Below are 26,778 nucleotides of genomic sequence, written 5' to 3' on the forward strand. Positions count from 1 at the left end.
TTATACCTCTTATTTTCTTATTCATATAGTATAATATAGTTATTGTATACTAAAAAGACGGGATTGATCAGTATGATATTGAAACAATTAAAAATATGGAATTTTAGACAATTTTCTAGTAAAGATGATTCACCAGGGTTAGAGGTTCAATTTCATAATGGTGTAAATGTATTGATTGGAGAAAATGATTCAGGAAAAAGTACAATTATCGATGCTATAAAAATTGTGTTACAGACACAGAGTAATGAGTACATACGTATTACAGAAGACGATTTTTATTTAGACTCGGCTGGTAATAGTTCAGAAATAATTAAAATTGAATGTATTTTATCAGATTTTTCTGTTGAGGAAGCGAAGAATTTTATTGAATGGCTTCAATTCGAAAAAAATGATGCTGGCAAAACTATATATAACTTGAAACTAACATTTAAAGCTTGGAAAGAAAAAAATAGAATATTCACCGATTTGCGTGCCGGGATGATTGGTGATGGAAATAAAATGGACGGAAAAGCCCGTGAGTTATTGAAATGTACTTATTTGAAACCGCTTAGAGATGCTGAAAGAGAAATGGCTTCAAGAAAAGGCTCCAGACTGTCTCAAATTTTATATAACCATAAATCATTTCAAGAAAAAGAAAATCATAAACTAGTTGAGATAATAAAAAAAGCGAATAAAGAAATTGATCAGTATTTTATAAATGATGATGATGTGGTTTTACAAACCCTAAAAAGTAATGTTGCCGCTTTTTTAGAGAAACAGTCTAGAATAGAACCTAGCTTTGTAACATCAAACCTTCAATTAAAATCTATATTAGAGAGTCTATCTCTCAATCTTTCTGAAATAAAACCAGGTTTAGGAGTTCAAAACTTACTTTTTATAGCAGCTGAATTACTTTTACTTGGGCAATATGATGACGAAGGAATAAAGCTAGCTTTAATTGAAGAAATAGAATCCCACTTACATCCACAAGCACAACTACGATTAATTGAATATATACAAAATGAGTTCGACGACTCAGGTATTCAATTTATTTTATCTACACACAGCACCACATTATCATCCGAAATTAATATAAAAAATGCTTTGATATGTAAAAATTCAAAAGTATATTCTTTAGCGCCCGAGAATACGAAATTAGACAAAGGGGACTATCTCTTTTTGCAAAGATTCTTAGAATCTTCTAAAGCAAATATGTTTTTTTCTCAAGGTGTAATCATGGTGGAAGGTGATGCGGAAAACTTACTTCTACCAACAATCGCTAAAATAATAGATTCCAACTTATCACAATATGGAGTAAGCTTAGTAAATGTTGGCAGTATAGCATTTTTACGTTATTCAAAAATATTTTTACAGAAGAAACAGCCAGAGATACTGATGCCTGTATCTATTATTACTGATGTAGACATTAAACCTAAATGGGACCAAGAAAAGAAAGAATTAGATATTAAACTTGAATTAACACAACAAAAGAATTCTGAAATTACTTCAAATTATTCAGAGGGTACGGTAAAGACTTTTATTTCACCACATTGGACATTAGAATTTTCTCTTGCGTTAAGTTGTCTAAAAGAGGAGTTGTATAAATCAATTTTGTATGCTGAAAAAATTGCAAATAGTAACAAATATGCTTTAACGGCTAAAAAAATAGAAGAAGTAGACAATATTGTAAAGGAAAATTTATCTTCTTGGACTAGTAAAGGTTGGAGCGATTATCGTATAGCATACGAAATATATAATAATACTTTGTTAGAAAAAAACATTTCAAAAGCAATAACTGCACAATGTTTAGCAAGTCTGTTAGAATATCAAATCGTTACCACAACCACAAAAAAAGAAGAAATGTTTGATCTTAATTTATCTCAAAAGAAAATCGATACTCAGAAAAAGGAGGAGCTTGCTAAGAAATTGCGAAAAGATAAATATATAGGTTATATAGTAAAAGCAATTGATTACTCAGCAGGTAAAGATTAGATTCATGAACATTACAGATGACGATATTCAAATTTGTGAAGAGCTACTTTTGCCTTCTGGCTGTAATTTCACTGAAGAACAAATAAAATTAATAAAATGTTTAGATTCTACAGAAATAATTGCATGTCCAGGAAGCGGTAAAACTACCTTACTTTTAGCCAAATTATTGAGCGTTACCAACCATTACCCCTTAAAACATAATTCTGGCGTGTGTGTGCTTTCACATACAAATGTGGCAATAAATGAAATACAAGATAAATTTGACAAAAAATTGGCGAACTAAATTCATATCCAAATTTCATAGGAACAATTCAATCTTTTATTGATAAATTTGTAGTTTTTCCATATCTCACACGATTTACTTCTGAACAAATTTCTATATTGGACCAAGAAAGTTATTCAAATATTCTTTGGGAAACTGCCAAAGCTAATTATCCTAGTTTTGGTATCTTCTACTCATTCATTAATAAAAAAGCTGAAAACCTTCAACATATCTCAAGTCCAGTTGACTATGTAAAAGATCTGAAATCTGATTCAGATAAAAATCTGCTCTACAAAGAAAAAATAATTACGAATAAAGATAGTGAAAGTGCGAAACAATTTGCTAATTTAAAGAAATTTTTATTGACAAAAGGAATAACTAATTTCAATGATACTTACCTTTTTGCAAATCTTGCTTCTAAACATTTTGGAGAGGAATTAAATAATATACTTTCTAAGCGTTTTTCTTATGTTTTTATTGACGAATATCAAGATTGTGATGAAGTACAAAGAAATGTATTGGATACAATTTTTAACAGTTCTAATATTACGGTACAAAAAATTGGTGACATGGATCAAGCAATTTTTTGTAGCCAAAATAAGCAAAGTTCAATCTGGGTTGCTGACACCAATGCTTTGCATATGAGAGGTTCAAATAGATACCATCAAGCTATTGCTAATGAGGTAGTTAAGTTACGTACAAATCATGAAAAAATAGATTCATTAGTCACAGATAGCTCTATAAATCCGTGTTTAATTGTATTTGATGATAGTTGTATTGATGAGGTAGTTCCAACGTTTGCTAAAATTATTAAGGAAAATGAAATACTATGTTCTTCCTCTTCTTACCCTATCAAAGCTATTGGAATGATAAAAAATAGTACTGGATTGACTATTTCTGATTATTGGAAAAAATATAAGTTAAAAACTGGTAATGATACTAACTCAGATAGTTTTCCAACTTGTATAGAATCAATTAAGGAAGCATTACTTAATGGTAATTTAGCAAGTGTTCATAGTTCAATGATAAGCATTTTCAAAAAAATATTTATTTTGTGTGGCAAGAGAACCAATACCGGTGGATTGTATTCAGAATCTAGCATTAAACAATATTTATTAGATCAGACAGAAGGCTACAAAGATTTTCTATTAACATTAACTAATATAGATTTTAATAACACTATTCTTTATAAACTAATCATTGATCATATAAAAAAGGTATTGGATGAAAATGAGTTTCAATATGAAACTGTTCAAAAGTATCTAACCTCTGGTAAAGCAGAAAAAAATAATGAAAGCGTTGATTACGTTGAAGATGACTTGAAAATAATCTTTGAGACAATATATAAAACTAAAGGAGAGACTCACTTAGCCACTTTATATCTTGAAACAGAAACAAGTAACTCTTCGGATATCAAACGTGTGTTGCCATTGTTAAACAACAAGAAACTAAAAAAGAATAGTAGCTTGCTACACGAAAAAAGTCGTAAGGTTGTTTATGTTGGTTTTAGTAGGCCTTCAAAACTATTATGCTTAGCCATTCAATCAAGTACTTATGAAAAAAGCGAACAGGCCTTCAATGATTGGACAATTTACAAATGTTCTAATCCTAATATCAAATAAGAAAAATCTTTAAGGAGCATGATATGGGTACCTATATACAATTAATGGTTAATAAAACTTGTATTGATTTGGGGAAAAATAATCATTTCCAGAAACATTCTTGGTTATTTCCACCGAATAGTAAAAAGAAAATTCAGTACGAATATGCAAACAATATAATAGAAAACAAAGAAGGCTATTCAGCTAACTTAGCTAAAGTAAAGTTCAGGTTAGATAACTTGGGCTATTCATTTGCTGAAACAAAAAAAAGATACAAGAATCAATTGACTAGCTGGAATAGGGTTAATGATTTAACATTACCGTTTGAACTCTTGCTGGATATAGTAAATAGCATTGACTTAAACTTAGTTTCTGATGACTATATATTTAGTTTAAATGATGATTTAAATGGTTTTTAGGGAATATTTATGTTTCATAATTGAGCGTAATAATAAATTTAAGAAATTGAATATTTCAAATAAAATGGAAGATTATAATCATTATTATAGCTTAGATGATTTCTTAATTGAATCGCTAGATCCGTATATTTTATTAAGATTATTTTGTGAAAATAGTGAAAATTTGAAGTATAATCTTGAGTGGCAATATATAGATATTATTGAAAGTGGCTGGGCATCTTATCAAGATATTGAGGAATTTGATAAAAAGACTTTATTATCAATCATAATAAACTATATGGAGAATTACAATTGTATGCTATTGGAAAAAACAGTAAATATTATTACGAAAAAGAGTTTGATGATTGGCTAGTTAATGAGGGGCTTGTCAGAAACAAACATTACTTGAAATTATTAAAGAATGGAACCACACATAATGTATTGGTAACTCTTCCGGTTTATATAAGAAATGTGATTCATCATCCTGAAAATATTAATAATAGTTTTTCCGATGACGAATTAAATTTTTCAATAACTAAAATGCTTGAAATCATAAGTAGGATATGATTTTGTACTAAATTTAAATTATATCTTAAATAGTCTAAAAAAGACTTTCGAAAGAGAAAGTCTTTTTTTAGTATGGGCGAGTCCATCTTATTCAGTATTTTTATTTGTCCTTATGAAAGTTAACACTTTCGTTTAATCTTATTATATCAGGCTATGTTTAATAAAAAGAAAAACAGGACTTGCTTTTTAAACAAGTCCTGTAAGTTTAGCCGTAGAGTTTCTCAAGTTCTTCTATTAAAATAGTGTTCTTATTAAATAGTGTTTTATGGAACCCTAGCTTTTAATGACTTCTCTATTTTTTTAATAATCTGAACTGAATAAAACGTCCATTTGTTTTTGAATTTCTGGGTTTTCCAAGAATTCATCATAGGTTGTTTCTGCCCGATCAATGACCCCTTTATCAGAAACAGCAATAATTCGGTTCGCTAATGTTTGGATAAATTGGTGGTCATGTGAAGCAAAAAGAATTGAACCAGTGAAAGCCATCAACCCATCATTTAATGCAGTGATTGATTCTAAGTCTAAGTGGTTCGTTGGATCATCTAAAACTAAGACATTGGCTTTGGAAAGCATTAATTTTGAAAGCATGACACGCACTTTTTCGCCTCCGGAAAGAACATTGACTGGTTTTAGTACCTCTTCACCAGAGAATAACATCCGACCTAAGAAACTACGTAAGAACGTATTGTCATCTTCTTCTTTACCAGCAAATTGACGTAACCAATCTAAAATGGTTAATGGCTCTTCAAAGTCTTTGCTGTTGTCTTTTGGTAAATAAGCTTGGCTAGTTGTAACGCCCCAACGAACAGAACCTGTATCGGGAGTAATTTCGCCCATAATCACTTTGAATAACGTAGTCGTTGTAATATCTGAGTCAGCGATGAATGCCACTTTATCATCTTTTGTTAAGTTGAACGAGATATTATCTAAGATTTTTTTGCCATCAATCGTTACAGAGACATTTTCAACTTGTAATAAGTCATTGCCGATTTCACGTTCTGGTGTAAAACCAACGAATGGATAACGACGAGAGGAAGGTTGAATGTCATCTAAGGTAATTTTATCTAACATTTTTTTACGAGACGTTGCTTGTTTTGATTTTGAGGCATTGGCGCTAAAACGAGCGATAAAGTCTTGTAATTCTTTGATTTGTTCTTCTTTTTTGGCATTAGATTGTGCTTGCAATTTTGTCGCTAGTTGGCTTGATTCCAACCAGAAATCATAGTTACCAACGTAAAGTTTGATTTTACTAAAGTCTAAATCTGCCATATGAGTGCAGACTTTGTTTAGGAAATGACGGTCATGGGAAACCACGATAACGGTATTTTCAAAGTTGATTAAAAATTCTTCTAACCAATTGATTGAGCGGGTGTCTAAACCATTTGTCGGCTCGTCTAATAGTAAGACATCTGGTTTACCAAAAAGAGATTGAGCTAATAATACTTTGACTTTTTGACCAGCTGTTAATTCGCTCATTTTTTGATCATGTAATTCTTCTGGAATGTTTAGCCCTTGGAGTAAAACAGCTGCCTCAGGTTCTGCTTCCCAACCGTCAAGTTCAGCAAATTCGCCTTCTAGTTCTGCGGCACGAATCCCATCTTCATCTGAAAAATCTTCTTTCATATAGATAGCATCTTTTTCTTTCATTACTTCGTAAAGACGTTTATGTCCCATAATTACAGTTTCTAAAACAGTGTAGTCTTCGTAGTCAAAGTGATTTTGTTTCAGCGTTGCTAGTCGCTCATTAGGACCCATTGAAACCACGCCAGTTGTCGGTTGAATCTCACCTGATAAAATTTTAAGAAACGTTGATTTTCCTGCACCGTTTGCGCCGATTAAGCCGTAACAGTTGCCAGGAGTAAATTTAATATTCACTTCTTCAAAAAGTTTACGATCTGGAAATTGTAAACTTACATCATTAACAGTAATCAATTGTTTTCCTCGCTTTTAATATATTCTTGAACCTCTCTGCATTATATCGGCTACAGAACCTTTTTTCAAGGAGTTTCAATCTTTTTACAGAAACGAATAAAAAGGTGGGTTTTTTATAGAAAAAAGGCGCTTTTTTAAAATGTTTCATGTGAAACAGAAATTTTTTTCATGAAAGGGTTTTTAGTGTATTTTTTTAATGATACACTGTATCATGTAAATTAATTAGTGTATCGATTAAAGGAGCCATCAAAAATGAAGCGGATTGAAAAAATCTATCAATATGTTAAAGAGCAAACGAAGAATTTAACGCCAATGACCTTAACAAGTGATGCGGGAGTCACGACACAAGAAATTTCAGAACGTTTAAACATTCAGCGGACCAATGCTAGTAAAGATTTGAATCAACTCGTTCGTGAAGGGCGCTTGAAAAAATTATCTGGTCGACCAGTAAAATATGTCGCGCAGGTGGCGTTTCAGCATCGACCATTAACCAAGCCAGTTAAAAGTTATCGGGAAAAATCAATGGATCACTCCACAAAAACTTTTATCGAACCATTGGTTGAACCAGTAGTCACGACAAGTAAAACCCCAGAAGTTGAAGATATTTTCAAAAAAATTATCGGTTCAGCTGGAAGCATGAAAACGCCGGTGGAACAAGCCAAAGCAGCGATTTTATATCCGCCAAAAGGCTTGAATTGTTTAATTACTGGACCAACAGGTTCTGGGAAAACTTATTTTGCTCATGCCATGTTTCAGTTTGCGAAGCTGAACCAAATTGTGGCCAAAGAAAAAGAGTTTGTGGTGTTTAACTGTGCAGACTATGCGCATAATCCAGAACTTTTGATGTCGCATTTATTTGGGTATGTAGAAGGGGCCTTCACAGGCGCTACGAAAGCGAAAGAAGGGATTATTGATGAAGCAGATGGCAGCATTCTGTTTTTAGATGAAGTACATCGGTTACCACCCGAAGGACAAGAAATGATTTTTTATTTTATGGATCACGGCGTGTACGCGCGTTTAGGTGAAACAGTGAAATCACATCATGCGGATGTTCGGATTATTTGTGCTACGACGGAGAATCCTACTTCTTCTTTATTGAATACTTTTGTGCGACGCATTCCGATTATCATTCAATTACCGAACTTTAGTGACCGTCCTGCGAAAGAAAAAATTGACCTCCTAAAAGTGATGGTTTCAATGGAAGCAGCGCGGATTCAACGGCGAATCTCTTTGTCAGAAGATGTGGTCAAAGCGTTAATTGGAAGTGTTTCTTATGGAAATGTCGGTCAGCTAAAATCGAATGTGCAACTTGTGACTGCGCGAGGGTTCCTTAATCAGATGGAACAAGAGGAATTAATGATTACGATGGACGAATTAACGGACAATATTAAAGAAGGCATTATGCAACTTGCCAGTAATCGAGAAGTATTGTCGGAGTTATCGAAATATCTGGAACCGCAATTAGTGGTATCACCAAATGAATCTTTAGTAGCTATTCAGTCAGATGCCTATGAATTGCCTTACAATCTATATGAGATTATTGGAGATAAAGCGGCTCTCTTAAAAGCAGACGGCTTGGACCAAGAACTAATTAATAATTTTATTACAACGGATATCAATGTTCATTTAAAATCTTTCTACAAAGATTATGGATTCACCTTTGATACAGAAAATAAATTGGCCGAAATTGTGGACCAACGAATTATTGATGTCACTAAGAAAATTTATAATTTTGCAGCGAAGCGGTTATCGTATTCGTTTCAACCCAATTTTATTTATGCAATGAGTTTACACATTAGTTCTTTCTTGAAACGCATCCAATTAGGCAAAGATCCTAAGCATCCTTTAAATGAAAGTATTCGAAATATGGTTTTAGATTATCCAACAGAGTTTGAAACAGCGAAAGAAATTAAAAATATTATTGAAAGTAGTTATCAGATGGAGATTCCTGAATCTGAAAGTTACTATTTAGCTGTTTTGCTCATTTCTTTAAGAGAAAATCCTGAGGCTGGCCGGATTGGCATTGTCGTGGCTGCGCACGGAAATAGCACCGCTAGCAGTATGGTACAAGTAGTTTCTCAATTGTTAAATGTTGATAATTTGAAGGCTGTGGATATGCCTTTAGATATGCCACCGAAAGAAGCTTTGCGTAAAATCGTTGAAGCAGTTGGTGAAGTGAATGAAGAAAATGGCGTACTATTATTAGTGGACATGGGTTCATTAAGTACGTTTTCAGAAGAAATTGTACGCCAGACAGGCATTGATGTGCGGACAGTAGACATGGTGACCACGCCAATTGTTCTTGAAGCGGCCCGCAAAACCGCATTAATTGATACACAATTGGAAACACTTCACGAGTCTTTAAAAAACTTTCATGGCTATGCCGATATTCGCCAAAGTGAAACGAAACAAATCATTGAAAATTGGAAAACAAGAGCAATTATTGCTATCTGCGCTTCTGGAGAAGGAACTGCGCGCCGAATGAAAGAGCTTATTGAGGAAGCTGTCTTGCCACAAATAGACTGGCATTTAGAAGTGATTCCTTTGTCCATTGTAAATATGAAAGAAGTCTTGCCTAAAATTCAAGAAGACTATGAAATTATTGCGACAACTGGGATTACCAATCCCAAAATTGGTGTTCCTTATATTTCCATGGAAAATTTCTTTTCCGGTGAAGCAGAAAAAATTATTCAGCAATTACTAGCAGAGCGGAAAGAAGAAGTAATGAATAAGCCGTTGGACGAAGCGGCAGCAAAAGAAATTTGTCTAAAATATATGGAGCAAAGTTTCACTTTCATTAATGGAAAAAAAATCATTGATCTGTTGTGGTCATTCGCTAAAAATATCCAAACCCAATTAGCGATGCCAGAAGAGTACACATTTTACATCAATTTGATTATGCACACATCGGGCATGTTGGAGCGTATTTTACGGAATGATACACTGACGGTTTCAGAAAAAGAACTTGGTCGATTGGTTCAAGAGCCAATTTATCCAGTGATTGTGGCCTCAATTGAGACTATGGAAGAAGCTCTTAATATGGATGTTCCAGCAGAAGAAGTTTATTTTATCGCACAGTTAGTCAAAAATGCTCAGTGTATCGAAGATAAAATCACCGAAATTGATACACTAGATTAATACAGAAAAAACGATACACTATTTATTAGTGTATCGTTTTTTTTATTTTCTTAAAAAAACCTATAATTTTCTAGGTTTCGAACCGATACACTAAAGTTGGCACGAAACTTGCTTATAATAAGGTGTCCCTTTTTACCTAAAATTTTTAGGTAAAAAGACAAAGGTCCTAACCTTTAAAAATGAATTTAAAGGAGCATTCCCGATGGTAATGGATATTCGTTTAGCTCGAATTGATGATCGATTAATTCATGGCCAAGTAGCAACTGTTTGGGCAAAATTGACGAACATTAATCGCATTTTAGTGGTTAGTGATTCCGTTGCTCATGACAATTTGAGAAAAGCCTTGTTGGTTCAAGCTGCTCCACCTGGTGTCAAAGTAAATGTCATCACTGTTCAAAAAATGATTGATGTTTACCCTGATCCTCGTTTTGATTCGTTTCGAGCCATGTTGTTATTCACTAATCCTTTGGACGTGAAACGAGTGGTCGAAGGCGGTGTACAACTAACTTCTGTGAATATTGGCGGAATGAGTTTCAGTACAGGCAAGCGAATGATTACGAATGCAGTCGCAGTGGATGCCAACGATTTAAAAGCATTTCTGTTTTTAAATGAACAAGGTATTGAATTGGAAATTCGAAAAGTCGCAGCAGACAGCCAAGTGAATTTGATGGATTTACTGAAAAAAGAGCGTAGCAAAGAAAATAACGCCAGCTGACGTTAATTTTTACAGACGAAAGACATTGAAAGGATGTGGTGGCCTAGGACCAACATCATTGCTTCATGAACTGTATTGATAAAGGCAAGTGCTGATGTTGAAAAAAATCAAGAACTATTGAAATTTTTTCATTTATTTTTGTCAGAATCTGATTTATCTGATTTTTTTCAAAAAGTGAAAGCGTTTAGCAGTACAACCATGAAAAAAAACATCAATTATACAGGAGGTATAAAAATGGTAGGAATTATCCTAGCAAGTCACGGTGAATTTGCTGAAGGGATCTTGCAATCTGGTGCAATGATCTTTGGCGAACAAGAAAATGTAAAAGCAGTTACGTTAATGCCTAGCGAAGGTCCCGATGATGTAAAAGCAAAAATGCAAGAAGCCATTGCATCGTTTGACAATCAAGACGAAGTACTATTTTTAGTTGACCTATGGGGAGGAACACCATTTAACCAAGCGAACTCATTGTTAGAAGATCATAAAGACAAATGGGCAATCGTTGCAGGTATGAACTTACCAATGGTTATTGAAGCATATGCTTCTCGTTTCTCTATGGAATCAGCACAAGAAATTGCGACACACATTCTTGAAACAGCAAAAGATGGTGTCAAAGTTAAACCAGAAGAGTTACAACCAGCAGAAGCACCAAAAGCTGCTGCGACAGAAGATGCACAGCCAAAAGGTTCGTTACCACCAGGTACAGTTGTTGGCGATGGCAAAATTAAATTTGTGCTAGCACGTATTGATTCACGTTTATTACATGGTCAAGTAGCAACAGCTTGGACAAAAGCAACACAACCAAACAGAATTATTGTTGTTTCTGATGCCGTTGCAAAAGATGACTTACGTAAGAAATTAATCGAACAAGCAGCTCCTCCAGGAGTAAAAGCCAATGTTATTCCAATCAGTAAAATGATTGAAGTAGCGAAAGATCCACGTTTTGGCAATACAAAAGCATTATTATTATTTGAAAATCCTGAAGACGTCTTAAAAGTGGTTGAAGGCGGCGTAGAAATCCCAGAAGTAAACGTTGGTTCAATGGCTCACTCTGTTGGAAAAGTCGTTGTAAGCAAAGTATTATCAATGGGTCAAGAAGACGTTGATACGTTTGATGAATTAAAAGCCAAAGGCATCAAATTTGATGTGCGTAAAGTGCCAAATGATTCAAAAGCGAATATGGACGAAATTTTGAAAAAAGCAAAAAATGAGTTAGCAAACGCGTAACTCGCCAAATACAAATCAAAATAGGAGGCTTATCATGTCTGTTATATCAATTATTTTAGTTTTACTCGTTGCCTTTCTAGCTGGTATGGAAGGGATTTTGGATGAGTTCCAATTCCACCAACCGTTAGTAGCATGTACATTAATCGGATTAGTTACTGGTAATTTAGAAGCCGGAATTGTTTTAGGTGGTACTTTACAAATGATCGCGTTAGGTTGGGCGAACATCGGGGCTGCCGTTGCACCGGATGCCGCTTTAGCATCTGTTGCCTCAGCAATTATTTTAGTTTTAGGTGGCCAAGGTGTTAAAGGTGTTCCTTCAGCGATTGCCATCGCAGTTCCTTTAGCGGTTGCAGGTTTGTTCTTAACAATGATCGTTCGGACAGTTGCGGTTCCAATCGTTCACATGATGGATGCGGCTGCTGAAAAAGGCAACATTAAACAAGTTGAAATGTTACACATTTTCGCTGTATGTTTACAAGGTATTCGTATTGCGATTCCAGCAGGTGCTTTACTATTCATTCCTGCTGACACTGTTCGTAATTTCTTAGAATCAATGCCAGCTTGGTTAACTGATGGTATGGCTATCGGTGGTGGTATGGTCGTTGCCGTAGGTTATGCATTAGTAATCAACATGATGGCAACAAAAGAAGTATGGCCATTCTTCATTATCGGTTTCGTAGTCGCAGCGATTTCTCAATTAACATTAATCGCATTAGGTGCTTTAGGTGTCGCTTTAGCTCTTATTTACTTGAACTTATCTAAAATGGGCGGTTCTTCTAACTCAAATGGCGGAGGCAACTCTGGCGACCCATTAGGCGATATTTTAAACGACTACTAATTCTGAAGGAGGAGCAAAGAAAATGGCAGAAAAAATTCAATTAACTAAAAAAGATCGTTTAGCTGTAGCTTGGCGTTCAACATTTATCCAAGGTTCTTGGAACTATGAACGTATGCAAAACGGCGGCTGGGCATTCTCAATGATTCCAGCAATCAAAAAATTATATAAAACGAAAGAAGAACGTTCAGCGGCGTTAAAACGTCACTTAGAGTTCTTTAATACACACCCATACATTGCCTCACCAATCCTTGGTGTAACATTAGCTTTGGAAGAAGAACGTGCCAATGGCGCACCAGTTGATGACGTAGCGATTCAAGGGGTTAAAGTTGGGATGATGGGTCCTTTAGCCGGTGTCGGTGACCCAGTTTTCTGGTTTACTGTTCGTCCAATGTTAGGAGCTTTAGGTGCTTCCTTAGCAATGGGTGGTAACATCTTAGGCCCAATCTTATTCTTCGTTGCTTGGAACTTAATTCGTTGGTCATTCATGTGGTATACACAAGAGTTTGGTTACAAAGCAGGTTCTAAAATTACTGATGACCTTTCAGGTGGTTTACTACAAGATATTACAAAAGGTGCTTCTATTTTAGGGATGTTCGTACTGGCCGCATTGGTTCAACGTTGGGTATCGATTAAGTTCTTACCAATTGTTTCACAAGTTAAGTTAGACAAAGGTGCTTATATCGAGTGGGATAAACTTCCTGCTGGCGGTGAAGGAATGCATAAAGCCTTTGAACAAGTGAACCAAGGCTTGGCGCTTTCACCAACGAAAGTTACTACTTTACAAGATAACTTAGATCAATTGATTCCAGGTCTAGCACCATTACTACTTACATTCTTATGTATGTGGTTATTGAAGAAAAAAGTTAGCCCAATCGTTATCATTCTTGGTTTATTCGTAGTCGGCGTAGTCGGCCACTTAATCGGCTTATTATAAGAATGACGAAGTAAGTTCATTACTTCTAATCAAAAAAAGCGGAAGAGAAGTCGAGAAACTTTTCTTCCGCTTTTTTAAACAAAGATGTAATTTTGTTTGTTTCGATCAGGAAAGAAACGTATAATAAAGAGGAATTAGTCGAATGAAATGGAGCAGATAACATGGTACAATCATTAAACACAAAAGTTGATTTAGTTATAGATGCGACGGCATTTACAGGATTAACAGATTATGGACAAATTATGATAGGTGACCGCGGGTTTGAATTTTACCATGCCAAAGATCCACGTAAGTTTATCCAAATTCCGTGGGAAGAAGTCGATTACGTGTTGGCTTCAGTAATGTTCAAAGGAAAATGGATTCCTCGTTATGCGATTCAAACCAAGAAAAATGGGACGTATACGTTTGCTTCAAAAGAGCCGAAGCGAGTGTTACGAGCTATTCGTGAATATGTTGATCCAGATCACATGGTCCAATCTTTGAGTTTCTTTGATGTCATAAAAAGAGGGATCCTCTCGATTGGGAAAAAGAAAAAATAATTTATAACTGTTACTTTTTTATAAACTAGATGAAAAAGTAGCGGTTTTTTTGTGGGAAAACGAGGGACTTATTTATACAAAAAAGGCACAATTTTGCACCAAAAAAGAGACAATCAAGTGATACGTTGTTTTTAATGGAGTTATCATTGAAATGGTTTTCAGAAAGCACGATGAAAATATTTGACACCTTGTAAAATAGTAGTAACATAATAAGTGTAATAAATTATTTTATAGAGGAGTGAGTGTCATGGAACAACGACAACATCATGGAATGGACTGGGGTTCATTAGTATTAGGAATTCTATTTGTTCTGACTGCATTAATTTCTTTCCAAAATCCTGCCGGTAATTTAATTGCCATTGTGATGGTTTTTGCGATTTTTGCTATTATTAAAGGGATTTTCGAAATTTTTGTACGTAATCGTATGAAAGAATTGCTAGGCTACAAAGCTTATGCACCAATCATCTTAGGGATTATTGATATCCTAATTGGTGTTTACTTATTGTTTAACTTAAATATTGGTGTCGCTGTGTTACCATTTGTTTTTGCAATTTGGTTTTTATTCGACTCAATTTTCGGCTTATTTACTTTAGATTTTGCTAAACGAGTAAGCACAGGTTACTTCTGGTTCACATTAATTGTTGACGTTTTAGGGATTATCTTAGGTGTAATGTTATTATTTAATCCATTGTCTTCAGCATTAACTCTAAGCTTCTTAGTTGGCTTCTACTTTATGATGTTTGGTATTAGCAATATTGTATATGCTTTTAGATAAAAGAAGTAAAAAAAACAGGTTTTCCGAAAAGGAAAACCTGTTTTTTTTTAATAACGACGGCGGCAGTTGCCATTATTTCCCGAAATTGTTCGAACAAGCCACACGATAATCGCTACGGGAACTAAAATTTTTACTGCTAGCCACAATAAGCTTCCCACGATACCGACAACGGCACTGAAGAGTGAACCGACAACTAAAAATAAAAGGACCACTAAAAGAATATTTATAAACATTGGTCGTTGATTATTCATACGTACTACCTCCAAATTTTTCCTGTTTTCTATATACAGAGTATAGCAAGAACACGCAACAAGTACCTCCATCGGAAGGCTGATTTTTTTCTCTGGCGAATGATGGAGCCGCTGTTGATTATTTTGGACTTTCTTATTGAAATAATCAGAATATTCTGGTGTATAATTATAAAAAAGGATTTAAAGTGAGGGATTGGATGTTGACTGAAGGATTAATCGCTTTGTTAGAAAAGAAACGAAATGATTTAAGTAAAATTGAAAATCAAGTACTGGATTATATTTTGACGCATATGACGGAAATTAGTTCACAAACCATTTATGAGGTGGCGCAGGCGTTGTTTGTCTCAACAGCCACTATTTCTCGAACAGCAAAACACTTAGGTTATCGAGGCTTCCAAGAATTAAAATACGCGATCGTCCAATCGGTGCAGAGCGAGAGCACAGAAAGCGATAGTCGTAGTTTTCAAGCCATTACACAACAGTTGATCGCCAATGTGCAAGACAGTTTTCAACAAATGGATGAAGCCAAAGTCGCGGAAATGCTTAAAATGATTGAGCGTGCGAATACGATTGAAGTGTTCGGTGTTGGTGGCAGTTTTCCTATTTGTACTGATTTTGCACGAAAGCTAACATTTTTAGGAAAAAAAGCCTATGCACGATCTGATTGGGATGAACAAGCGGCAGCAGTTAAGAATCTGGATGGACAGGATTTAGCCATTTTTGTCAGTTATACAGGAGAAACTAAGGGGATTTTAGCGTATGCACGTGTAGCGCAGGAACAGCAAGTGCCGATGATTAGTTTGATTTCGACTAAAGGAAGCACCTTGGAAAAATTGTCGACGACGACGTTATTTGCCAAAGGGACGACACGTTATCATCAGCGCGTGGATTTAAGTTCAAGAATTGCTGTCATTTGTTTGTTCGATACGGTTTTATTAATGTATGCAGAGGCAAAGCAGCCGCGGTAATTTTATGCAACACCATACTAAATGATGTAAGGGGATACATAAAGAGTGTAGCCTCTTTTTTCTTTGTTTTGGGCTAGTTATAATGAGGGCAATGAATGTAAACGCAATTATTTTTAGTTTTGTAAAGAATGAATGGAGGAGTTAAGAAATGGCAGTAAAGAAAAAGAAAGCGACTTTCTGGGAGTTTTTCCAAGGATTAGGTAAAACGTTTATGTTGCCAGTGGCTTTATTAGCTTTTATGGGGATTTTGTTGGGATTAGGAAGTTCTTTTTCCAGTGAATCCATGATTGAAACGATCCCGTTTTTAGGAAAGCCCGCAGTAAAAATTATTTTCCAATTTATGTCGACAATTGGTGGTTTTGCGTTTGCCTATTTACCTGTCATGTTTGCAATGGCCATTCCGTTGGGGTTAGTTCGGAAAGAAAAAGGAATTGCTGCGTTTTCAGGTTTCGTAGGCTATACGGTGATGAATTTAGCGATTAATTTCTATTTAGTGCAGACGAATCGCCTTGTGGATCCTGAACAGTTGCGGGAAGCCGGCCAAGGAATGGTTTTTGGGATTCAAACGATTGAAATGGGCGTTCTTGGTGGAATTATCGCTGGGCTTATTGTCTATAAGTTGCATAATCGATTTTATACGGTGCAACTACCAGATAGTTTTGCCTTCTTTTCTGGCGCACGGTTTGTACCAATTATTACTTCATTAGTGATGGCATTCGTGGGCTTAGTAATTCCGTTAGTTTGGCCACTTTTCGCGCTAATGATTATGGCGATTGGCCAACTTATCCAACGTTCTGGTATTTTTGGGCCTTTTCTGTTTGGGTCAGGGGAACGTCTACTGTTACCGTTTGGGTTGCATCATATTTTGGTTTCCATGATTCGTTTTACTGAAGCAGGGGGTTCAGCGGTGGTGGCTGGCAAAGAAGTGTTTGGTGCGTTAAATATTTTCTATGCAGAATTGCAAAATAATTTACCGATTTCACCAAGCGCAACAGCTTTCTTGTCACAAGGGAAAATGCCGACCTTTATTTTTGGCTTACCAGCGGCGGCACTTGCGATGTATCATACTGCAGCTCCGGCGAATCGACATAAGATTAAAGGCTTACTCCTTTCGGGTGTAATTGCTACGGCTATCACTGGCATTACAGAACCAATTGAATTTTTATTCTTATTTATTAGTCCATTATTATGGCTGTTTCATGTCATTATGACTGGTCTAGGTTTCATGGTAATGGCTTTATTAGGTGTTGTGATTGGGAACACTGATGGCGGGCTACTGGACTTTGTTATTTTTGGCTTGTTACAAGGAACTTATACAAAATGGTGGTGGGTTCTCATTGTCGGCGCTATCTGGTTTGTTGTTTATTATTTCGTCTTTAAAACAGTCATTGTAACCTTTGATTTAAAAACACCTGGACGAGACAAGGTCTTAGATGAGACTGAATATACCGATCAAGAAGTTCAATATAAGAAAACGGGTAGCTATGATGCGCCTGGGATTTTAGCGGCTTTGGGTGGGCAAGAGAATATTCAAGCTATTGATAATTGCATTACGCGTTTACGTTTAGTGTTAGCAGATGCTGATAAAGTAGATGATGACAAATTAAAGCAATTAGGGGCTTTAGGCGTTGTACATTTAGATGCGCAGAATGTACAAGTGATTATCGGAACCAAAGTGACAACGGTCCGTAATCAATTAGAGATGATTTTAGGTTAGAAAAAAGACAGAAGGTGAAGAGTGTGTCGTTTGATAAAGCAATTGATCGACGAGGAACGTATTGTACACAGTGGGATTTTGTAGAAGACCGATTTGGGGAAGCAGACTTGCTTCCATTCACTATTTCCGATACGGATTTTGCTGTGCCAGAGGCAGTTCTGGCAACATTACAGGAGCGTTTGAAACATCCCGTATTTGGCTATACGAGGTGGAACCATCCGCAATTAAAAGAAGCAATTCAAACGTGGTACCAGACAAGATTCCAGACGAAGATTGAAGAACACTGGATTATGTATACCCCGACTGTTATCTATGGTATTTCTGCTTTGATTCAATTATTGACTAACGAAGGGGAGGGCATTATTTTACAAACACCTGCCTATGATGCATTTTTTAAAGTTATTCAGGAAAATAAGCGGCAAGTAGTGGCGAATGAACTGCTTTATCAAGAGAAGCGCTACAGCATTGATTTTATTGATTTAGAAAAAAAACTAGCGCAACCAGAAAATCGCTGTTTGCTTTTATGTTCCCCGCATAATCCAACAGGACGTGTTTGGGAGCAATGGGAATTAGAGCGAATGGTTTCATTGTGCCAACAGTATGATGTGTTTTTACTTTCTGATGAAATTCATATGGATATCGTTAATAAAGGCCATGTTCATCGACCAATTACGCAATTTGATTATAAAAAATCTGCTATTATTACCAGTGGCACGAAAACCTTTAATTTTCCAGGACTGATTTTTGCTTACGCCTTAATTCCAGATAACGAATTGCGTGACGCTTTTCAGCTCAAATTAAAAAACGCCGATGGTCTATCATCAACAAGTATTTTGGGAATGCTAGCAACCATGACGGCCTATCAAAAATGTGGTACTTGGGTTGACGAGTTGAATGATTATTTAGCGGAGAACCAACGTTACGTGAAAGATTTTTTACAGACATATTTGCCAAAAATTAAAGTGACGGAGCTGGAGGCAACTTACTTAATGTGGTTGGATGTATCAGCGGCAGTTCCAGATGTGGCCCGCTTACAAGAGGCTTTAGTTTCTGTGGGGAAAGTCGCCATTATGGACGGCTCGATATATGGTGGTAATGGGCAACGATTTTTACGGTTAAATATTGGCTGTTCGCAAGCAAAACTACACGAGGGACTTGAAAGGATGCGCCAAGGTTTTGAAGCTGTTTTACAAAAGGATGGCACAGCATCAGCGCTTGGGAATAATTGAGAAAAGATAGCATTCCGAAAATGGTTGCAGTACAATGGAAAAATAGAAACAAATAAAATAACAAAAAGTAACAACTTGTCATTTACTGGGGGAAAAGAAATGAAAACAATTAAAACAAAGCAAGCACCACAAGCAATTGGACCATATTCACAAGCAAAAATTGTGAATGGTTTATTGATTACTTCTGGTCAGATTCCACTGGATCCTGAAACAGGCAAGGTGGTTGGTACAACGATTAAAGAACAAACCAATCAAGTACTGAAAAATATTCAAGGGATTTTAACAGAAGCTGGTAGTGATTTTGCTCATGTAGTCAAAACGACATGCTATTTACAAAATATGGCGGATTTCACGGCATTCAATGAAGTCTATGCTGAGTATTTTAGTGCGGAATATCCTGCACGCACAACGATTGAAATCTCTAAATTACCGATGGATGTGTTGGTGGAGATTGAGATTATCTCAGAAGTAGTGGCGTAAAAAATACAGTTAAAAGAGTGAGAAAAAAATCGTCTTAGATTTTTTTCTCACTCTTTTTTTCAATAAAACAATACGATTCAGCCAAAATGTCTAGCCGTGCTGGAAAATTTTCAGCAAATAGGCTACCATGGAAGAAAATCGATAAAACGAAAGTTAAATGAATAGAAAAGAGATATGAAAGAGGCTATAAGATGAAAAAAAATATTAGCCAACTAACGCAGTGGTTGAAAGAACACAGTTTATTATTGAAACTAATTTTTCTTGGTTCTGTATTAGTTTTCGTGGCTAACCAAGTGACACATATCGCTCAAGGCATGACCTGGGCGGATATTTTTTCCACGATGGAACAACAAAGTACGGGGCGTTTAATTGGTATGGTCTTGGCAGGACTATTAGGGGTTATTCCGATGCTCCTTTATGACTATGTAGTCGTTAAATTATTGGAAAAAGAAGGTAAGCCACCAATGAAACGAATGGATTGGTTAACTTCGGCTTGGGTCACTAATACCATTAATAACTTAGCGGGTTTTGGCGGCGTGGTTGGGGCAACGCTACGGATTAATTTTTACGGAAAAGATGTACCGCGGGGCAAGGTTGTAGCAACGGTCTCAAAAGTTGCTCTGTTCTTGATTTCAGGGTTATCTATTTTATCTTTTGTGGCGTTTGTTGATTTATTTTTTATTCGAACCCAAAATGTTTTTCGTGAATATTGGGTTTGGTTATTATTGGGCAGTCTGATTGCGCCAGCGCTCTGGTTTTTCACGTATTTAAAACGGCGAACATTGTTTAAAACATTTTTTCCAAAAGCGGTGCTCCTTTTATTCGGCGCTTCATTAGGTCAATGGCTAGGTGGGATGTTTGCTTTCTTAATGATAGGTCGTTTGATGCAGGTGCCAGTTTCGATGGTTTCTGTTTATCCAATGTTTGTTATCGCTACGTTGATTGGGATGTTAACTATGGTTCCTGGTGGTATGGGAACGTTTGATGTCTTAATGATTTTGGGCTTATCACAATTAGGGATTGATCGATCACAAGCGGTCGTCTGGTTGTTGTATTATCGTTTGTTTTATTATGTGACGCCTTTTATGACAGGAGTTATTTTGTTCTTGCAACAAGCAGGCATGAAAGTTAATCAATTTTTTGATAATTTACCTCGGTTATTTTCACAAAAAGTGGCGCATTTTATTTTGGTGGCGGCGTTATATTTTGCAGGAATTATGATGGTTCTATTATCGACTGTGACGAATTTGTCGAATGTCAGTCGTTTATTCCAAGTGTTACTTCCCTTTTCTTTTAATTTTTTAGATCAAACATTGAATTTATTTGTAGGATTCTTGTTATTAGGTTTAGCTCGAGGCATTTCTATGAAAGTGAAAAAAGCTTATTGGCCTACAATTATTTTACTAGGATTTTGTATTGTAAATACGGTGGCACGAACGACTTCGTGGCAGTTGATTGCTGTTTATGCTGTTATTTTATTGGCGGTTATTTTGGCTCGTAAAGAATTTTATCGTGAAAAGTTTGTTTATTCATGGGGCGCTTTAACGGTAGATAGTATTTTGTTTGGCTGCTTGTTTATCGGTTATGCGGTTGCTGGCTATTACGCCGCACGACCAGCTGGTGGCAATCAAGTTATCAATCACTTTTTGTTGTTTCCGTCAGATGATGTTTGGTTTAACGGATTGATTGGTTTAAGTATTTCCTTGATTGGTTTATTCTTTTTGTATCAATATTTAGCCGAAACAACTGTTACTTTAGGTGAGGGGTTTGAGGAAGCGCGGTTGACACGCTTTTTGGAAAAATTTGGTGGCAACGAAGGCAGTCAATTTTTGTATTTAAAGGATTATGGTCATTTTTATTACCAAGAAGAAGGCGAAGATCAAGTACTTTTTGGGTTTCAAATGAAGTTTAATAAATGCTTTGTCTTGGCGGATCCAATTGGGCAACGAGAGAAATGGACAGCGGCGACACTGGCGTTTATGGATCAAGCTGATTTGTTAGGTTATCAATTAGTTTTTTATCGTATTTCGGAAGAATATGTTATGAATCTTCACGATTGCGGCTTTGAATTTATGAAAGTTGGGGAAGAAGGCTTGATTCAATTTGATGAGCCGTCAACAGTGAATCAAACAGCCTGGACGGAAACAGTGACTGAAAAAATAGCAGCGGAAGCAGCGGATTTTCAGTTTGAATTTTATCCCGAAACGATTAGTGATGCCTTATATCAAGAGTTAGAACGAGTTTCTGCGGACTGGTCACGGAATCAAAAAGAGCGCTACTTTATTGGTGGACGGTTGGATCCCGAGTACTTGAAATGCAGTAGCGTGGGCTTGGTGAGACAGAAACAAACGGTCATCGGTTTCATTACTGGAAAAGAAATGGAAAAAGGCAAAAGTATTTCGTATGATTTGTTACGTATTCGTTCAGAAGCACCTGCTTTTACTAGAGAATATTTGTTCACTCATTTTATTGAAACCTATCAACAGCAGGGCTATCAATTAATTGATATTGGGATGGCGCCGTTGGCTAACGTAGGGGAGAGCAAGTACTCTTTCTTAAAAGAACGCTTTGTTAATATTTTTTACAAGTATAGTTATCAAATTTATGCGTTTCAAGATACACGCAAGCGCAAAGAACAATATGTCACTAGTTGGCAACCACGTTATTTTGCTTATCCTAAGCGGACCAGTGTACTCTTTGCTTTTGTGCAACTTTCCTTGTTGATTACGAAAGGAAGACATCAAAGTGTTTCGCTTGTGGAAGAAGCAATGACTGAAATTTAAAAAAATCACGCGATGACTTAGCCATCGCGTGATTTTTTATTTGTCTTCTTTTTTACGGTTTCGTCTAGCAGGAATCAAGGTTACGTAGGCAACGAAACCACCAGTACATAGAACGAATAACACGATGCCAGGAATCAATCCTTCTGGTAAATAAGAGAACTGAATAGTATGGGTTCCAGCGCTGACAGGAACGCTTAGAAAGGCATCTTTAAAGGCTTTTGGGGTAACTTTTTTGCCATCAATTTTGACACGCCAACCTTTGTCATAAGGAATTGTAGTGACGAGTACTTGATCTTTGTCCGCGGTAAAGGTACCTGAAGCAGAGCGTTTGCCAGTGGTTAAATCAACGCCTTTTTCTTGCACGGCGGAAATGGCTTTTTCAAATGCATTGGTATTTAAGCCAACTACTTGCGGCTGAACAAAACTTACTGCTTTGGTTCCATAAAAACTTACTTTGAAGTTAACAGTTGTATCTTTTGGATAGTAGCCTAAATTATAATATTGGCCAGTAATGCCAATTTGTGATTGCTGACTCGAGCCGTTCACGGTGACCGTCGCAGTGGAACTTTCCAATTGAGCAAAATCCGTTGGGAATAAACTCAAATAAGCTTGCGTATTGGCGGGCACATTGACTGTATAAGAAATCTCTTTGGCTACGTTATGTTGTTTCTCCGTAAAAGTTACGCCAGCTGTATTTTGCGTAATTGTCACGTTATTTTGAAGCGTCATCGTTGGTTGATAAAAGGTAAAATACCGTTCATTGGTATTGGCTAAAGCATTTAGTAAATTTGTTTGACTACCTAAATTATCATTGAGAGGTTGCCGAACATTGTAAATCTCTTTGTCTGCTAAAAATCCTAACGGCAAAGCATTTTCGTTACGATAAAGCTGATATTTACCAGCAGCTGCTTGTCGCTCAAAGCCGAATTTCATTGGATTGTTTTCAGCAATATTGTATTTAATGCCCATCAAAGCATCCATTAACAAGGTATTATTTTGGTAACGAATATTTAAATTCGTGCCTCGCGAGCGGAAACCTAAGGCGTTTAGGTATGTTGAAGAATGTCGGTTCCGTACGGAAGAAAACATGCTAATGCCACTGTAGCCATAGTTAATGCCGTCATTGGCCGAAACACCATTTAAATTTTCCAAGCGATAAAAGGTATCATTTTCTTTTTTTGTTTGATCGACTAGATTTTTTAAGTCAGGGTAAGGCTCAGAATACAAGCTGCGTGATGCGTAGTTCCAATCATCTAAAATACCAGTGACCATCGCCCGTGTATTAATGATTGCTTCACCAGAAACGAGCAGCAATAACAAAATCACTAAGTATTGCATAGGGGCTTTTTTCAATTGATAAAAAGCAATTCCGAAAAAGTATAATAGTAAAAAAGTTGCCGTTAATACGAAAGAGGTTAAAGTCACATACGTATAACTAGTAGCACCTTTTGTGCCCATTGCAAGAGCAAAAATTGCTAAAAGAATCAAAATCAAGCCGCTTAAGACGCCGAGATCATCCTTTTCAAATTTTTCCCAACCATAACCAGCAAGCAAAATAACTAGGAATGAAAAGAGGAAACTATAGCGGAAAAGAAACATGTTCGGCGCATGCATACCGTGCCAGAATAAATTTAAGGGCGTGATGTAAAAGCTAGCAATTAATAGGACAAACAAACTGCCAAAAAGTAGTTTGTTTTTCAATGGAACTTCTTTCGTAACGAAATAGAAGAGACAAAAAATCAAAGGCAACAACCCAATGTAAATAAAAGGAATGGACCCATATTTGGTTGTATCGTAAACGCCAATCATATTTTTCATAATAATATCTAAAAAGGCAGTCGCTTCTGTTTTAAAGGTTGTAATTTCAGAAAGAGTTTCACCATTGGTTCGTAAATCTAAGACAGCAGGTAAGACCATAATCATGGATGCTCCACCAGCTAAAAGAGAAGTAGTAAAATACGCAACGATTCGAGATTTATATCGTTGCCAGTCTGTAAACGTTCGTGCAAAATAGTACAGGAAGGAAAACAACCCAATCATAAAGCCAAAATAATAATTTGTAATGAAAAGCAAGAAATAACTGACAAACAATAATGTCGGTTTTCGTTGGTCCATTAAACGATGAATTCCTAAAATTACGAGTGGCAGATAAATAAAGGCATCCAGCCACATAATTAATTCTGAATGGGCCACAATGAAGGACATTAGCGCATAAGACACACTTAAAGTCACATGGGACCATTTAGGAATCTTAAAGGTTTGTTTTGCCAAGAACCAAAAACTCAAGCCAGCACTCCCAATTTTCAACAACGTTAGGAAATAGAGCGCATCAGGCATGTTTTGATTGTTAAAGAAAAAGACGAGCGGCGTAAATAAGCCACCAAGATAATAGGAAATTAAGGACAAGTAGTTTAGTCCCAAAGAAGCATTCCACGTATAGAAAAGACTTTGTTTTCCATGAAGAACATTGTTAAAGCTTGCGTGAAAATTTGAAAATTGAGAAAAGGCATCGCTGGCTAAAACACTGCGACTACTTCCTGGATAAATCCCAATACTCAAATAGATAATTGCCATAATTAAAAATGGAATGAAGAAACTGGCTAACATATAAGGCCAGTTGTTTTTTAAAAACTGCCTACTTTTATTTTTCATAAATAACCTCACCTGATTTTTCGAAAGTACCTATAGTTTATCATACTCTTTATTTGATGTACCAATAGAAGAAAAACTTTAAAATTTTATTAGGATTCTAAGGGTGGAGTGAAGAAGAATTAGTAGTAAGGGATTGACATTCAAATGCTAAATCACCAGCTATGTTTAGAAAAGAGCGTAGAGTCGAATAAACAAATTACTGAAGGATTTACTATTGAATGGGGTGTTATTGTGTATCAATTCATTTCATTCGCACTTCCAGTATCACATGTTTTTAAAGTAGGTCAAGTTTTGTGGTTATAAATTAAGTTGAAATGAAGCGATTGTTCTACACTCAAGCTAGCTTCTAGCGAGGGATTAAAAGACTCTCAAACGGTTATATGAAGTCGATTTTCCAATCACCACATCAAACAACGAATATTCTCCGAAAAATTGCTGAAAACACCCTGTGGATAACTTTGTGCATAACTCTGTTGAAAACCACAAAAAAGCTTTTTATCTCGGTTTATCCACAAGGATAAGTTTTCGAGTTGCTAAAAAAAATAGACGCAAGTTCAGAAGTCCTGCTTGCTAAAAGTAAAGGAATCCCTAAAGTTGAAAGAAGATGAAAACGTTATTAAAACAATGTTTTCATCTTCTTTTTTCTAGAATTTACAAAGATTTAATGTCGAACAAATAAGCACTGTGGAAAAGTTTTTTGGAAAAAACAAGAAATTTCATCCACAAAGTTTTCTGTGGAGAATTTAAAAATGCTTGTCAAGCTTTTTTTGAAAAAATGTGGATAACTTTTTAAAGACACGCTTTTTTCCATTTGCGAATTTGCGTTCGGAAACTAGTAAAAGGGGCAACGCTATTAATGTGAATCCATTTCCAAAGAGGCCATTGTGCTTTGGTGGTCGCCCAAGCCCGTTGTTGAGGTAAAAATAATTCGTCTTCGGAAAGCGAGTCAATCCAATGAAGTAATTTTTCTAAGGTGTCTTGCAACGCAATCATCTGACTTTCTAAACTCATTTGTCCATAGGTTTGATAAAATGATTGATAGAGAGCACCCAGTTGATTCCATTTATAACCTTCAGCTGGCGTTTGAACGGTCAGACCACGTTGTTCTTGTTCTTCCCAAGAAAGCAGCAAGTTGAGCCAGCCTAATTGATAGGCTAAGTTCTCTGAAGGTGTTTTAGCTACTGTTTCAATTCGGTGATCTTTAAGTGTTTCAGGAATTTCTGCAAATTCAGCTAAATATTTTTGTGAAGCTATTTGAATGGCCTCAATCAAGGCTTCTTTTGATTCATAGGTTCGCATTCTTCGGCTAACTTCCTTTCTTGGTAGGATCTGCTTGTTTTTCTTGAGTAATTTGAGTGACTAAACCAAAAGGATCTTTCACAATCGCATAAAATGTTGCAAATTCATTTTCAATTGGTTCTTGGATAATACAGGATTCGGGATGGCGCGTGAGTTTTTCAAAAATTGTTTTGGCAGAGTGACGGCTCTCGACGGTTAAGCTGAGGGTCAATTGTTCTGTGGGCGTGGTATTCATTCCTGCAAACAAAGGATTATCAGCTAGTTGTAATTGAAAAGTGTCCATTTGTAAAATCGAGTGCGAAAGCCAGTGTTCTTCGCCAGCGGGAATGGTCAAAGAAGGATTTAAGCGTTCTTTAAATTCTTGATTAGTAATTTTAAAAAGAATATCACCAGTAAAGGCTTCTTGGTAAAACGTCAAGGCTTCCGTTGCTCGTCCGTTTAAGACCATAAAAAGGGCAAATTGTGTGTTTTTCATTGTTTGAACCTCCTAAGATTGATAAGA

The 26,778-nt window shown here is 36.1% G+C and carries 23 protein-coding genes; 18 read left to right on the plus strand and 5 right to left on the minus strand.

The genetic code is table 11. From position 1 onward, the window contains the following. Nucleotides 1–72: 72 nt before the first annotated feature. The 6 genes from IGI63_RS09730 to IGI63_RS09755 all read left to right on the plus strand — a co-directional run bounded on the left by IGI63_RS09730 (nt 73) and on the right by IGI63_RS09755 (nt 4,799). Nucleotides 73–1,971 carry an ATP-dependent nuclease gene (locus IGI63_RS09730; RefSeq protein ID WP_174115138.1) on the plus strand — a complete coding sequence of 633 codons (1,899 nt, stop codon included), beginning with the start codon at nt 73–75 and terminating at the stop codon, nt 1,969–1,971. Between the two features lie 4 nt (nt 1,972–1,975). Continuing rightward, nucleotides 1,976–2,254, plus strand: a complete 279-nt coding sequence (locus IGI63_RS09735) for a UvrD-helicase domain-containing protein (RefSeq protein ID WP_429975735.1) — start codon at nt 1,976–1,978, stop codon at nt 2,252–2,254. 26 nt (nt 2,255–2,280) lie between these two features. Next, nucleotides 2,281–3,855, plus strand: a complete 1,575-nt coding sequence (locus tag IGI63_RS09740) for a UvrD-helicase domain-containing protein (protein WP_429975992.1) — start codon at nt 2,281–2,283, stop codon at nt 3,853–3,855. 23 nt (nt 3,856–3,878) lie between these two features. Then, complete coding sequence (locus IGI63_RS09745) at nt 3,879–4,253, plus strand: HEPN/Toprim-associated domain-containing protein (RefSeq protein ID WP_429975736.1); 375 nt, start codon at nt 3,879–3,881, stop codon at nt 4,251–4,253. A 64-nt stretch (nt 4,254–4,317) separates the two neighbouring features. After that, entirely contained in the window at nt 4,318–4,605 is a 288-nt protein-coding gene (locus IGI63_RS09750; RefSeq protein WP_429975993.1) for a HEPN/Toprim-associated domain-containing protein, read from the plus strand. Further along, nucleotides 4,545–4,799 carry a hypothetical protein gene (locus tag IGI63_RS09755; protein WP_429975998.1) on the plus strand — a complete coding sequence of 85 codons (255 nt, stop codon included), beginning with the start codon at nt 4,545–4,547 and terminating at the stop codon, nt 4,797–4,799. The genes IGI63_RS09750 and IGI63_RS09755 overlap by 61 nt, the downstream gene beginning before the upstream one ends. 300 nt (nt 4,800–5,099) lie before the next feature. Here IGI63_RS09755 and IGI63_RS09760 read toward each other — a convergent pair whose 3' ends face one another. Next, complete coding sequence (locus IGI63_RS09760; RefSeq protein WP_002359215.1) at nt 5,100–6,731, minus strand: ABC-F family ATP-binding cassette domain-containing protein; 1,632 nt, start codon at nt 6,729–6,731, stop codon at nt 5,100–5,102. Between the two features lie 252 nt (nt 6,732–6,983). On the opposite strand from IGI63_RS09760, the gene IGI63_RS09765 reads away from it, so the two are divergent. From IGI63_RS09765 to IGI63_RS09795, 7 genes are all read left to right on the plus strand, one after another. Continuing rightward, a complete protein-coding gene (locus tag IGI63_RS09765) occupies nt 6,984–9,869 on the plus strand; it encodes a sigma 54-interacting transcriptional regulator (RefSeq protein WP_002356028.1) in 2,886 nt (961 codons plus the stop codon). Nucleotides 9,870–10,071: 202 nt separating this feature from the next. Then, nucleotides 10,072–10,584, plus strand: a complete 513-nt coding sequence (locus tag IGI63_RS09770; RefSeq protein ID WP_002385473.1) for a mannose/fructose/sorbose PTS transporter subunit IIB — start codon at nt 10,072–10,074, stop codon at nt 10,582–10,584. Nucleotides 10,585–10,818: 234 nt separating this feature from the next. After that, the gene (locus IGI63_RS09775; protein WP_002356030.1) at nt 10,819–11,811 is read left to right on the plus strand and encodes a mannose/fructose/sorbose PTS transporter subunit IIA; all 993 of its coding nucleotides are present in this window, start codon (nt 10,819–10,821) and stop codon (nt 11,809–11,811) included. Between the two features lie 34 nt (nt 11,812–11,845). After that, nucleotides 11,846–12,649 (plus strand): PTS mannose/fructose/sorbose transporter subunit IIC, encoded by an 804-nt coding sequence (locus IGI63_RS09780; protein WP_002356031.1) that lies wholly within the window; start codon nt 11,846–11,848, stop codon nt 12,647–12,649. 22 nt (nt 12,650–12,671) lie between these two features. Continuing rightward, nucleotides 12,672–13,583 (plus strand): PTS system mannose/fructose/sorbose family transporter subunit IID, encoded by a 912-nt coding sequence (locus IGI63_RS09785; RefSeq protein WP_002356032.1) that lies wholly within the window; start codon nt 12,672–12,674, stop codon nt 13,581–13,583. 161 nt (nt 13,584–13,744) lie between these two features. Continuing rightward, entirely contained in the window at nt 13,745–14,122 is a 378-nt protein-coding gene (locus IGI63_RS09790; RefSeq protein WP_002356033.1) for a DUF956 family protein, read from the plus strand. Nucleotides 14,123–14,369: 247 nt separating this feature from the next. Continuing rightward, entirely contained in the window at nt 14,370–14,897 is a 528-nt protein-coding gene (locus IGI63_RS09795) for an HdeD family acid-resistance protein (RefSeq protein WP_002356034.1), read from the plus strand. 47 nt (nt 14,898–14,944) lie between these two features. On the opposite strand, the gene IGI63_RS09800 is transcribed toward IGI63_RS09795, so the two are convergent. Beyond that, complete coding sequence (locus IGI63_RS09800; RefSeq protein WP_002381332.1) at nt 14,945–15,148, minus strand: hypothetical protein; 204 nt, start codon at nt 15,146–15,148, stop codon at nt 14,945–14,947. A 197-nt stretch (nt 15,149–15,345) separates the two neighbouring features. Here IGI63_RS09800 and IGI63_RS09805 point away from each other — a divergent pair, with 197 nt between their 5' ends. The 5 genes from IGI63_RS09805 to mprF all read left to right on the plus strand — a co-directional run bounded on the left by IGI63_RS09805 (nt 15,346) and on the right by mprF (nt 22,325). Beyond that, the gene (locus IGI63_RS09805) at nt 15,346–16,116 is read left to right on the plus strand and encodes a MurR/RpiR family transcriptional regulator (RefSeq protein ID WP_289853868.1); all 771 of its coding nucleotides are present in this window, start codon (nt 15,346–15,348) and stop codon (nt 16,114–16,116) included. A 148-nt stretch (nt 16,117–16,264) separates the two neighbouring features. After that, nucleotides 16,265–17,833: a maltose/glucose-specific PTS transporter subunit IIBC gene (gene malX / locus IGI63_RS09810; protein ID WP_429975737.1), complete on the plus strand. Its 1,569-nt coding sequence runs from the start codon at nt 16,265–16,267 to the stop codon at nt 17,831–17,833. Nucleotides 17,834–17,847: 14 nt separating this feature from the next. Continuing rightward, a complete protein-coding gene (locus tag IGI63_RS09815) occupies nt 17,848–19,062 on the plus strand; it encodes a MalY/PatB family protein (protein WP_142961123.1) in 1,215 nt (404 codons plus the stop codon). Nucleotides 19,063–19,161: 99 nt separating this feature from the next. After that, the gene (locus IGI63_RS09820; protein ID WP_429975738.1) at nt 19,162–19,542 is read left to right on the plus strand and encodes a RidA family protein; all 381 of its coding nucleotides are present in this window, start codon (nt 19,162–19,164) and stop codon (nt 19,540–19,542) included. Nucleotides 19,543–19,733: 191 nt separating this feature from the next. Then, nucleotides 19,734–22,325 carry a bifunctional lysylphosphatidylglycerol flippase/synthetase MprF gene (gene mprF / locus IGI63_RS09825; RefSeq protein ID WP_002378676.1) on the plus strand — a complete coding sequence of 864 codons (2,592 nt, stop codon included), beginning with the start codon at nt 19,734–19,736 and terminating at the stop codon, nt 22,323–22,325. A 36-nt stretch (nt 22,326–22,361) separates the two neighbouring features. Here the strand turns inward: mprF and IGI63_RS09830 are convergent, their stop codons facing one another. From IGI63_RS09830 to IGI63_RS09840, 3 genes are all read right to left on the minus strand, one after another. Next, complete coding sequence (locus tag IGI63_RS09830) at nt 22,362–24,977, minus strand: YfhO family protein (protein WP_002361467.1); 2,616 nt, start codon at nt 24,975–24,977, stop codon at nt 22,362–22,364. A 789-nt stretch (nt 24,978–25,766) separates the two neighbouring features. Then, complete coding sequence (locus IGI63_RS09835) at nt 25,767–26,276, minus strand: ClbS/DfsB family four-helix bundle protein (RefSeq protein WP_002364588.1); 510 nt, start codon at nt 26,274–26,276, stop codon at nt 25,767–25,769. Nucleotides 26,277–26,283: 7 nt separating this feature from the next. Then, nucleotides 26,284–26,751: a VOC family protein gene (locus IGI63_RS09840; RefSeq protein ID WP_429975739.1), complete on the minus strand. Its 468-nt coding sequence runs from the start codon at nt 26,749–26,751 to the stop codon at nt 26,284–26,286. Nucleotides 26,752–26,778: the final 27 nt, after the last annotated feature.

Origin of the sequence: Enterococcus sp. DIV0086, from assembly GCF_050498705.1 — a bacterium.
Taxonomy (GTDB): domain Bacteria; phylum Bacillota; class Bacilli; order Lactobacillales; family Enterococcaceae; genus Enterococcus; species Enterococcus faecalis.